Source organism: Achromobacter insuavis, from assembly GCF_902859645.1.
Taxonomy (GTDB): Bacteria; Pseudomonadota; Gammaproteobacteria; order Burkholderiales; family Burkholderiaceae_B; genus Achromobacter; species Achromobacter insuavis.
Window position 1 is genome coordinate 53791 of the sequence record NZ_CADIJR010000035.1, and the last position, 11053, is coordinate 64843.

Consider the following 11053-nt stretch of genomic DNA (forward strand, 5'->3'; position numbering starts at 1 on the left):
CGCCATTATCGCACCGGCGGGCGTCGTCCGTCCGGGCTATGTCCCCGTGTGCCCTAGGACGATCGATGGCGACCGGGCGGCAAATGGGCCTAGGACGTGTTCGGTGGCGCTACAGTGGGGGAAGATGCCTTAGCATTGACCCAACGCGTTCCCGCGACCGCGCCCCGGCCTGGCGGCCCAAGCCAGGGTCACCGCATGCCGATACGCCCGAGGACATGACCGATGCCCAAATCCGACGCCGGCGCCTCTCGACGGATTCTCCTGGTGGAAGACCACCCGGTGGAGCGGGCGTATCTGCAGAACATGCTGCTGGCCCTGGGGTACCGGCGGGTGGCCGGGGTCGGCAGCAGCGCCGAGGCCATCGGCGCCCTGGCGCGCCAGGCCTACGATGTGGTGATCAGCGACATCGTCATGGGCGAGGGCGACGGCACCCGCCTGCCCAACGAACTGCGCCAGCTGGTTGACGGCGGCCGGCTCAAGAGCATGCCGCCGATCGTCTGGATCAGCAGCCTTTCCGACGAACTGTTGCAATCGCATGTGCGGCTGGCGCTGCAGGCCGGCTGCCCGTCGTCGCAGGCGCTGGCCAAGCCGGTGACGCGCACCGCCATGCAGCACGCCATCAAGACGGCGCTGCACAGCCTGGACGACGATACGGCGTCGCCGCGCCGCACCGCGGTGCGGCGCGAGGTGATCGAGGCCGAGCTGGGCCGCGCGCTCAATTCCGGCGACGGCATGAGCGTGGTGCTGCAGCCGCAGGTGGACCTGACCACCGGCCGCGCGGTGGCGGCCGAGGCGCTGTCGCGCTGGGATCATCCGACGCTGGGCGCCATTCCGGCGGTCGACTTCGTGCCGGCGGCGCACCGCCTGGGGCTGGACCGGACGCTGTTCAATCGCGTGGCCGACTGCGTGGTCGAGGTGCTGGCCGAGATGCACGCCGAAGGCATCGCGGTGCCGATCGCGATCAATGCCTCGGCCTCGACGCTGTGCGCGCCGGGGCTGCCGGACGGCCTGGAGCAGCGGGTGGCGCAGGCCGGGCTGCCAGCGCGGCTGGTCAAGGTGGAACTGACGGAGGACGAGCCGGTCACCGACTGGCTGGCCCTGTCGTCGGCCCTGAACCTGTTGCGGGTGCGCGGCTTCGAGCTGGCCATGGACGATTTCGGCGCGGGCATCGCCTCGATGCGGCTGTTCTCGGCCATGCCGTTCACCGAACTGAAGATCGACCGCGACTTCATCGTCCACATGCACCGCGAGCCGGCCTCGCGCGCGGTGGTGGCGGCGGCCATCGAGATGGGGCGGGTGCTGGGACGGCGGGTGGTGGCCGAAGGGGTCGAGCAGGAGCGCGACATCCTGCTGCTGCGCGAGCTGGGGTGCACGCTGGCGCAGGGCTACGGCATTTCGATGCCGCTGGCCCCGGCCGATTTCATCGCATTCTGCCGCCGGCAATGAGGCCGGCCGGCGGCGCCGCGATCGCCGCTCAGAGACCGGCCACGTCGATGTCGCCCGGATAGTCGACCGAGAACTTGAGCACCGCGTCGCGCGACTTGCCGGGCTCCATGTCCCAGTTCCACACCAGCACGCCATCGTCTTCGCGCTTGATGTCGCGGTCGGCCGGCGACAGCAGCTTGACCTCGATCTTCTCGTTGCGCGAGATCGGCAGACGGTCCTTGAAGCTCACCTGTTCCTTGGTGGCCTTGTTGTTCTTGACCGTGATCTTGTATTCGTAGGTCACGCGCTTGCCGTTGCCGGAGAAGCCGGTGCTTTCGGTGAACCGGTTGACCAGCTGGCGCTTGATCGAGATGCCGTCGTCGGCGCCCAGGGCCAGCTCGACCTTTTCGCCGGGCATCACCGGCTTCATGGACGAGGCGGCCACGAAGGCGTCCTCCAGGAAGGTGTTGAGCGTGCCCGCCAGGAACGGGTATTCGGTGTTGTTGTTGGCCAGCGCGGTCAGAAAGGCGGCCTCGCGCAGCGCCGGGGTGGACTGGTATTGCAGCGTGGCCGGCAGCTTGGCGGTGGTGATGGCGACGCGCTGCGTGCTGTTGTCGGACGGCAGCGTGGCGGGCTGGCGGATCTGGAACGAGGCGCTGGTGGCCTCGGACTGGACCTCGGCGGTCGAGACCTTGGCCTCTTCCAGGACGGGCGCCATGTCGGCGGCGGCCGCCTCGGCGTAGGCCGCCTTGGGGCTCTGGCGGGCCCGCGGCTCGGGGCGCATGGCCGGCGCCGCGGCCGCCACCGGGGCCGGCATCGGCGGGGGCGGCGCCGCCACGTCGATGATCCACGGATTCAGCTTGGGCGCGCCGCCGCCCAGCGCCGGGCGGGCGGTGGACAGGGTCAGCTTGACGTTGTTCCAGTCTTCGCCGGTGTTCTGGCGGATCACGCCGAAATAGCCGAGATCGACGCTGCGGTCGGCCGGACGCAGGCGCGCATCGTAGGACGGCGTCCAGCGCGCGCCCGCCACCGCATAGGACACGTTCAGATCGAGCTTGCCGGCGCGCGCCAGGTTGACGCGCAGCGTGACCGTCTTGGTGCGGCGGTTGAGTTGGCCCTGCAACTGGCCCAGCTCGCCTTGCGCGGCGGACAGCTGGCGCTCCAGGTCGTCGCGCTGCTCGGCCACGCGGCGCAGGCCGGCGAGCGTGCGGCTGAGCGTGTCGGCGCTGAGGGCCTGGATCGCCTTGAGCTCGTCCAGCGTCGGGCGCGGGCCGTCCTTGGCCGGCTCGGTGGCACCGCGCTGCATCATCGCCACCAGCTCGCGCTGGTTGTCCAGCACCGCCGCCTCGTCGTCCAGCGCGGCCTGCTGGCCCTGGAGCTTGCGGATCTGGTCTTCCAGCTGCTTGACGCGCTCGTTGGCGGTATCGGCCTGGAAGGCATCACGCACCCGCACGTCCAGCAGGGTGGCCTGGCCGCTGCTCTTGGCCGAGACCTGCAGCGAGTTTTCCTGCAGGCTGGCGGGCAGCTTTTCCAGGACCAGCTCGTGTTCGCCGGCCGGCAGTTCGCTGCTGGCGGCGCGGGTGACGACAGCGCGGTCCTGGTAGACCGTCACCGCGCCGATGGAGGAGGCCAGCCCGGCCGCCGCGGCCAGACCGGGGAGCGTGGCGATGGCCACGGCCAGAAGAGTACGTTGCACGTGTGCACCTATAGGCAGGTTGCGCCGGCCGGCCTTCCGGTGAAGAGGGTCGCAGCGGCGATAGCGCGACAATTTACAGGGCGCGGCGGGGCACGGGTTTACAGAAGATGACAAAAGCGACAGGGCGATACCGCCCTGTTTTCAGGCGGGCGCGGACGGCTCGGGATGCGCCAGCCGCCGCAGCATCTCGACCGCGTTGCGCGCGGCGACGGAGCGGTCGTGGCGGCGGTAGGCCATGTCCAGCAGAGCGTGGGGCGCGTCGCCCTTGATCGGCCGGTACTCGATGCCTTGGGCGCCCATGTGGCGCATGGCGGCGGGCACGATCGAGATGCCGACGCCGGCCGCCACCAGGCTGACGATCGAGGCCATCTGCGGCGCTTCCTGGATGACGCGCGGCGTGAACCCGGCGCGCAGGCAGGCGTTCTGGATCGCGTCGTACAGGCCGGCGCCGATGGGGCGGGGGTACAGCACGAAATCCTGGTCGGCCAGCGCGGCGATCGGCACGCTGCGCTTGCGGCTGAGCGGATGGTCGGGCGGCAGGGCGATCAGCATGGGTTCGTCGAGCACGCGCTCGGCCTCGAATTCCGGATCCAGCACGTACGGCGGCCGCACGAAGGCGACGTCGACGGCGTTCTCGCGCAGGCCGCGCAGCAGGCTGACGGTGTTGCTTTCGGTGAGGCTGATGCGCACGTCCGGATAGCGGTCGCGGAAGGCGCGGATAGCGCGCGGCAGGTAAGGGTGGAACACGGCCGAGGCGGTGAAGCCCACCGTGATGGCGCCGTGCTCGCCGCGTCCCAGGCGGCGGGCCGTGTCGATGGCGCGGTCGGCGCTGGCCAGGATGGCGCGGGCGTCTTCCAGGAACTGCGCGCCGGCCTCGGTCAGCTCGACCCCGCGCGGCAGGCGCAGGAACAGCGCGGTGCCGATCTCGCGCTCGAGCTGCTGGATCTGCTGGCTCAGCGGCGGCTGGCCGATGCCCAGCCGGGCGGCGGCGCGGGTGAAGTGCAGTTCTTCCGCGACCACGGTGAAATAGCGCAGGTGCCTGAGTTCCATCGTTTTAAAATATAGGGAGTGCCGGTTTCATATATTGGACATATGCAGGGGAAAAGTCTACCTTGATCGCACGGGTCCGTTGCCCGATGTTTTCGAGAATTCCGATGTCCACCGCCTCAGCCGTTCCCCCATCTTCCTCCGCCGCGCCCCAGGCCGAATACCTGGCGCGCGGCACGCCGGCCTTGCGGCGCGCCCAGTGGGCGCTGTTCGCGGCCGGCTTTTCCACGTTTTCGCTGCTGTATTGCGTGCAGCCGCTGATGCCGCTGTTCACCCAGGCCTTCGGCGTGTCGCCGGCCCAGAGCAGCCTGGTGCTGTCGCTCTGTACCGGCCTGCTGGCCGTGGCGATCTTCCTGGTGGGGCTGTTTTCGCAGGCGCTGCCGCGCAAGCGCATCATGGCGCTGTCGCTGTTCGCCTCGGCCGTGCTGGGCACGGCGGCGGCGGTGGCGCCCGACTGGCACAGCCTGCTGGTGCTGCGCGCGTTGCAGGGCGTGGCGATGGGCGGGGTGCCGGCGGTGGCCATGGCCTACCTGGCCGAAGAGGTCGAACCCGACACGCTCGGTTTCGTCATGGGGCTGTACATCAGCGGCAGCGCCTTCGGCGGCCTGTCCGGGCGCGTCATCACGGGCCTGGTGTCCGATCATTTCGGCTGGCGCGCGGCGCTGGGCACGCTGGGCTTGCTGGGCATTGTCGCGGCGCTGCTGTTCATCTGGCTGCTGCCGGCCTCTCGCCGGTTCACGCCGCAGCGTTCGCGCGGCTGGGCCGGCGTGGCCGGCGACGTGCGCGACGGCATCGGCGCGCACCTGCGCAATGGCCCGCTGTGCGGCCTGTTCGCCATGGGCGGGTTGCTGATGGGCGCCTTCGTCACCGTCTACAACTACGTCGGCTTCCGCCTGCTGGCGCCGCCGTTCTCGCTGAGCCAGACCTTCATCGGCTTCATCTTCGTGGTGTACCTGGTCGGCATCTTCGCCTCGACCTACTTCGGCCGCCTGGCCGATCGCCACGGCCGCGGCGCGATGCTGGCGGCGGGCACCGGCATTGCGCTGGCGGGCCTGCTGCTGACCCTGTCGGACACGCTGGTGGTGCTGGTCGCCGGCATCGTCGTCTTCACCTTCGGCTTCTTCGCCGCGCACGCGGTGGCCAGCGGCTGGGTCGGCCAGATGTCGCGCGGCTACAAGGCGCTGGCGGCCGCGCTGTACCTGCTGGTGTACTACGTAGGTTCCAGCGTGCTGGGCTCGCTGGGCGGCCACTTCTGGACCGATGGCGGCTGGCCCGGCGTGGCGGCCATGGCCGGCAGCCTGCTGACGGCGGCGTTGGCCATCAGCGCGGCGCTCTACTGGCGCACGGCGCGCGTGCCGCCGGCCTCCGCGGTGGAGCGGGGCGCGTCCTGAGCGTCCTGGATGTCCCGTTGACGGGCGGGCATGCGTCGCCGGCCACGTGCCTTCGGGCGCGTGGCCATCGCGCCTTTCGGCGTCGGCGCCATCGGCCTTTCGGCGCCGGCAACTAGGCTGGGGTGCGGACCGGCGGCGCCTCGACCGGGGCCTCGGCGGCCAGGGTGGCCTCCATGCCCTGGCTGAGCGTCGCCAGCAGCAGGTGCGGCGCCAGGTTCAGCTGGGCCAGCACCACGCTGCTTTTGGCCAGCCGCGCCAGCTCCTCGTGTTTCAGGCCTGCCAGCCATTGACAGGCGCGTTCCGATATCTGCATGCCCGCCATCGCCGGCAGGTTGCCGGTGCGGGCCATCCGCTGCAGCAGCAGATACATCAGATTGGTTTCGTGGATATCGCGCAGAAGTTCGGTTGATCGCGGCATCGGGTGCCCCTCACTTCATTGAATCCGCGACCCGGCGGTTGCACGGGCCAGGAACAGGCAAGGCGCGAGGCGTCCTGTATGGGCGTCTAGTCAAGCCCGCGAGGGCTTGCGTGCCGATATGGTTTGTCGATCATATTTAAGCGATCAGGGGCCGTCAGTAATGGATTTCCCTGTACTCGGATTCGGCATATCCTCATATTCTGAAACAGACGCATTCTCATTTATAATGCCCAGCACGTTGGACGGCGCATCACCCGCGTCCGCCTGTAGTCCGCCACCCCGAGAGGCCCACGATGACCCTAGCATTCCAGGAGCCCAATTCGCTGCAGCGCGAACACGCGGCGCTGCTCGCCGCCTATGGCCAGGCGCAGGGCCGCTGCAGCCGCCTGCTCAGCGCCCAGGCGCAGCGCATCCAGCACCTGGAAGGCGAGGTCCTCAAGCTGCGGGCCGCGGTCATCCAGCGCGACACCGCGCTGGCCTGGGCGCGCGAAGACCGCGCCGCGCTCGAGGGCGCGATTCCGGGGCTGCCCAAGCGCGTGGCGCTGGCCCGGCGCGTCACGCAGCTGATGGAACGGGTGCAGAGCCTGATGCGCGAGCGCCTGGCCTGGCAGGACCGCGCCGCCGCCGCGCGCGCGCGTCCGCTCGACAGCGCCGCCGAGCCCGCCGTGGCGCCCGCGGTGATCGCCGCCGCGACCTTGCGCGAGAAGTCCGTGCTGTGCGTGGGCGAGGACGCCATGGCCCTGATGCTGACGCGCAAGGTGGTGGAAATGGCCGGCGGCCGCTACCTGGGCCACTGCGGCGGCGAAGGCGCCGACGGCGACACGTTGGAAGCCAGCCTGGTCGCCGCCGACCTGGTGATCTGCCAGACCGGCTGCGTCAGCCATGGCGCCTACTGGCGCGTCAAGGATCACTGCACCCGCACCGGCAAGCAATGCGTGCTGGTCGACAAGCCCGAGGCGCTCACGGCGCTGGGACTGGCGCGCGAAAGCGCTGATCTGCCGCGCTGAACGCGTCCGCGGCATCAATCCGGCGCCTGCGCGCGCCAGAGCCGGGCGTATTCCCCGTTGGCCGCGAGCAGCGCGGCGTGGCGGCCGCGTTCGACGATACGACCGTCGCGCATCACCCAGATGGCGTCGGCATCGACCACGCTGCGCAGTTGATGCGCGATCGCCAGCACGGTTCGGCCACGCGCCAATTCGTCCAGCGCTCGCTGGATCTCCCAGGCATTTTCAGGATCGACGCTGGCCAGGGCTTCATCCAGCACCAGGATGGGCGCGTTCTTGAGCAGGGCGCGGGCGATTGCCAGGCGCTGGCGTTCGCCGCCGGACAGGCGGATCACGGATTCGTCCAGCACCGTCTCGTAGCCTTGCGGCAGCCGCTCGATGAACCCATGGGCATGGGCGGCGCGGGCGGCGGCCATGACTTCGTCCAGGCTGGCATCGGGCCGGCCCAGCCGCAGGTTGTCGGCGACGCTGGCGCGGAATAGCGCGACCTCCTGCAGCATCAGCGCGACGCGCTGGTTGAGCGTCCGCGCCGCCATGTCGCGCAGGTCGACGCCACCGATGCGGATGGCGCCGCGGTCGGGGTCCCACATGCGCGCCAGCAGGCTGGCCAGCGTGGACTTGCCGCTGCCCGACGCGCCCACCAGGGCCACCCGCTGGCCCTCGGTCACGACGCCATCGATGCCGTCCAGCGCCGGCCGCGCCGCGCCGTGATGGCACAGGCCGACGCCTTCAAGCGTGAGGGTATTGCCGACGGGCATGCGTGGCGCGGCCGGCTGCGGCAGCGGCGGCTCGGCCGCCAGGGCGCGGATATGGGCCAGCGTGTCGCGCGCGTGGCGCAATTCGGCCAGGTTCAGGCCCAGGTCGCCCAGCGCGCGAAAGTAGCGCAGCGACACCACCAGGAATACCAGGAAATCGACCGGCGCCAGACGGACGCCGAGCCCCAGCGCCGCCGCCAGCGCCACGGCGGCAAAGCCCGCCTGCAGCATGCAGCCGAACAGCAGCAACGCCGGCGCGGGCGCCAGCTCGGCACGCATCTGTTCGCGCCGCAACCGGTCCAGCAAGTCCAGGGCGCGCGCCAACCGCGCCCCGCGCCGGTCGAACTGGCGCAGGTCGCGCTGGCATTCGGCCTGTTCGAGCAGCGCCGCCACGGTCTGCTCGCGCAGGGCCGCCAGCCGCGTATCGGCCCTCGACAGCAGCCGATGGGACCAGGGGATGACAAGATAGGCGGCGGGACCCAGCACGGCGCACAGCAGCGCCAGCGCGGGCTGCAGGGCGCACAACAGCAGCCACAGGAACAGCGGCACGGCGGCATTGGCGACCGACAGCCCCCAGACCCGCGCCACGATCTCCTGATAGTGGGTATAGCGGCCGGTCAGCAGTTCGACGATGGCGGCCCGGCGGCGTTGTTGCAGCCGGCCCAGCGGCAGCCGGCCGAGTCCATCGGCCATCCGTAGCCGCGCGTCGGCCGCCAGTGTGTATACCGCGCCGAAATTGAGGACGTTGGCGCGCGCCTTCAGCCACACCAGGGCGCCATTGCAGGCCGCCAGCGCCAGCAACACCTGCAGCGCGAGGCTCGCGCTGGCGCTGCCCGCCATGACGCGGCCGAGCGCGTGGTACAGCACCAGATACGGCAGCGTCTCGACCAGGGCCGCCAGGATGCCGCAGGCCAGCCCGCGCGCCAGGCGCGGGTCCTTGCGGCCGGCCAGGTCGAAACCGAAGTCGGGCATCATGGCGCGCTCGCGCCGGACGGCGCCGGTTCGGCGCGCGCCAGTGTCCACGCCGGGGCGCGGGCCTGGGCCCGCCACAAGCGCCGGTACACGGCACAGTCCGCCAGCAGCTCGGCGTGCGTGCCGATGCCCTGGATCCGGCCTGCGTCCAGCACGATGATGCGGTCGGCCGCGGGCGCCTGCGCCAACCGGTGCGACACGGCAATCACGGTCCGATCCGCGGCCAGGCGCCGCAGCGCTCGCTGGATGCCGCGCTCGGTGGCCGGGTCGGCGGCGGAGGTGGCCTCGTCCAGCAACAGCACCGGCGTGTCGGCCAGCAGGGCGCGAGCCAGCGCCAGGCGTTGCCGCTCGCCACCGGACAGGCTGGCGCCGCGTTCCGCCACGGGCGTGTCCAGGCCTTGCGGCAGGCGCGCCAGCAGGGTCTCCAGACCGGCCGCGCGGACGGCCCGCGCGATGGCGTCGGCGGATGCGTCCGGACAGGCGATCAGCAGGTTTTCGCGCAGGGTGCCGGCAAAGACCAGTATGTCCTGGAACACGCACGACACCCATTCGGCGCGGCTGGCGGCGGGCACCTCGAACCAGGATACGCCGCCCACCTCGAGTCGTCCGGCGCGCTGTTCGCAGGCGCCATACAACAGGCCCAGCAGGCTGCTCTTGCCCGCGCCGCTGGGGCCGACGATCAGCGTATAGCCGGGGCTGGGGGCCGCCAGCGTCAGGTCGTGCAGGGTGTCGGGACCGTCGGCCGGACCGGCATGCACGTGTTCGAGGCGCAGGTCGAAACGGGGCGGCCGCGCCCGCGGCGCAGGAGCGGGCGGCACGGCCTGGTCGAGCAAGGCGACGACGCGGCGCGTGCCCAGCATCTGCCTGCGCAGCGCGCCGAAAGCGCCCAGCAAGCGCAGCAGCGGCGCGGTCAGGCCCGCGCCCAGGGTCACGAACAGCAGCAGGCCGGCGGGCGACAGGCTACCCTGCGCGGCCAGCAGGATGCCGGCGGGCAGTACCACCGCCAGGTTGGTCGACAGGGCGACGAAGAACAATGCATAGGGAATGGCGGTGCGGCGTGTCACGTCGTGGGCCAGCGTCGCCAGCGCATGCACCGCCTGGCGCAGCGCCGTCATGGAGGTCGCGGCGCGGTCGTGGGCCTTGAGCGTGGCGATGCCGTTGATGTGTTCCAGCAGCGCGTCGTTCGCGGCGGCGTCGGCGGCATGCCATTGCCGCAGGATGGGGTCCAGCCCGCGGAAGCTGCGGCGATAGGCCCACAAGGCCAGCGGCAGCAGCGCCAGCGAGGCCAGCGCCATGCGCCAGTCCAGCGCGAACAGCCCGGCCGCCGCCAGCAGCGGCACCGCCAGGCCGGCGACCGCGTCGGGCAGCGTATGGCCGATCACGCTCTCCAGGCCATTGATGTCGTCCACCAGGGTCTTCTTCAGGGCGCCAGCCCGCCCGTGCGAGGCGGACAATGGCAGCCGGCCGAGCTGGCGCAGCAGGTCGGCGCGCAGCCGCGCCTGGATGCGGAAGGCGGCGGCGTGCGAGGCCACATTGGCGGCGCCGAATACGGCCAGGCGCGCGACGGCGGCCAGCAACAGCGCGCCGGCCAGCGCCGCCAGCGAACCGGTCGCCGCGGCCGCCGGGGCGGTCAGCGCCATGGCCATGCGGTAGATCAGCCAGTAGGGCAGCAGTTCCAGCGCGCTGGCGGCGATCGCCAGCGCCACCGCCAGCGACAGCAGCGGCGTTTCGCCGCGCGCCAGCCTGGACAGCAGGCGCAGGTCAGCGCGCATGGCGCGCCCCGTTGCCGCCCGCGGGCGCCAGGCGCCAGGCCAGCAGCGCCGTGGCGGCATAGCCGACCGCTGCGGCGGCCAGGGTGGCGCCATAGCCCCAGGCGGCCGCCACGAAGCCGCTGGCGCCGAAGCCCGCCATGGCGGCCACCGACATCATGGCCGTCAGGAAGGTGACGTCGGCGGCGGCGCGTCCGGGCCGCGCCAGGCTGTAGAAATAGGTGTTGAACGCGACGTTCTGCACCGCCAGCGCGCTGAAGATGACGAACACGCTCAACAGCGTCCAGGGCCGCGCCGCCAACACCCCCTGCGCGCCGGCCAGCAGGGCGAACGGCGGGGTCAGCAACAGCGCGCTGGCCAGCACGGCGCGCGGCGCGGGCAGGCGCCGCAGCCCCAGCCCGGCCAACGGTCCGGCGCTGGTGAAGGCCAGCACCGTGGCCGCCGCGATGACCAGGCCCACCTGGGGCAGCTGCAGGCCCAGATCCACCAGCCACGGGGCCGCCATGGGGAACGCCAGCGCCACGCCCACGGTGGCGGGCGCGACGATGGCGACGGCGCGCCACATGCCCGGTTGCC

9 protein-coding genes are annotated in these 11053 nt (G+C 71.4%); 3 read left to right on the top strand and 6 right to left on the bottom strand.

The features are described 5' to 3' along the window. The first annotated feature begins 222 nt into the window (after positions 1 to 222). On the top strand, positions 223 to 1446 hold the full coding sequence (locus tag H0523_RS18040; protein ID WP_054460664.1) for an EAL domain-containing response regulator: 1224 nt from the start codon (positions 223 to 225) through the stop codon (positions 1444 to 1446). Between the two features lie 28 nt (positions 1447 to 1474). Here H0523_RS18040 and H0523_RS18045 read toward each other — a convergent pair whose 3' ends face one another. Beyond that, positions 1475 to 3121 (bottom strand): mucoidy inhibitor MuiA family protein, encoded by a 1647-nt coding sequence (locus tag H0523_RS18045; protein ID WP_238925048.1) that lies wholly within the window; start codon positions 3119 to 3121, stop codon positions 1475 to 1477. A gap of 141 nt (positions 3122 to 3262) precedes the next feature. Further along, entirely contained in the window at positions 3263 to 4171 is a 909-nt protein-coding gene (locus tag H0523_RS18050; protein ID WP_054434913.1) for a LysR family transcriptional regulator, read from the bottom strand. Positions 4172 to 4275: 104 nt separating this feature from the next. Here H0523_RS18050 and H0523_RS18055 point away from each other — a divergent pair, with 104 nt between their 5' ends. After that, positions 4276 to 5559 (top strand): MFS transporter, encoded by a 1284-nt coding sequence (locus tag H0523_RS18055; RefSeq protein WP_054434915.1) that lies wholly within the window; start codon positions 4276 to 4278, stop codon positions 5557 to 5559. Between the two features lie 112 nt (positions 5560 to 5671). Here H0523_RS18055 and H0523_RS18060 read toward each other — a convergent pair whose 3' ends face one another. Further along, positions 5672 to 5977 carry a flagellar transcriptional regulator FlhD gene (locus tag H0523_RS18060; protein ID WP_054434917.1) on the bottom strand — a complete coding sequence of 102 codons (306 nt, stop codon included), beginning with the start codon at positions 5975 to 5977 and terminating at the stop codon, positions 5672 to 5674. A 293-nt stretch (positions 5978 to 6270) separates the two neighbouring features. On the opposite strand from H0523_RS18060, the gene H0523_RS18065 reads away from it, so the two are divergent. Further along, the gene (locus H0523_RS18065; RefSeq protein WP_054434919.1) at positions 6271 to 6984 is read left to right on the top strand and encodes a DUF2325 domain-containing protein; all 714 of its coding nucleotides are present in this window, start codon (positions 6271 to 6273) and stop codon (positions 6982 to 6984) included. A gap of 14 nt (positions 6985 to 6998) precedes the next feature. Here H0523_RS18065 and H0523_RS18070 read toward each other — a convergent pair whose 3' ends face one another. The 3 genes from H0523_RS18070 to H0523_RS18080 all read right to left on the bottom strand — a co-directional run. Continuing rightward, positions 6999 to 8711 (bottom strand): ABC transporter ATP-binding protein, encoded by a 1713-nt coding sequence (locus H0523_RS18070; protein ID WP_156333514.1) that lies wholly within the window; start codon positions 8709 to 8711, stop codon positions 6999 to 7001. Further along, a complete protein-coding gene (locus H0523_RS18075) occupies positions 8708 to 10480 on the bottom strand; it encodes an ABC transporter ATP-binding protein (RefSeq protein ID WP_054460666.1) in 1773 nt (590 codons plus the stop codon). The genes H0523_RS18070 and H0523_RS18075 overlap by 4 nt, the downstream gene beginning before the upstream one ends. Next, positions 10470 to 11053: MFS transporter (locus H0523_RS18080; RefSeq protein WP_371741556.1), on the bottom strand; the 584-nt coding region annotated here is incomplete at its 5' end. The genes H0523_RS18080 and H0523_RS18075, both read right to left, overlap by 11 nt.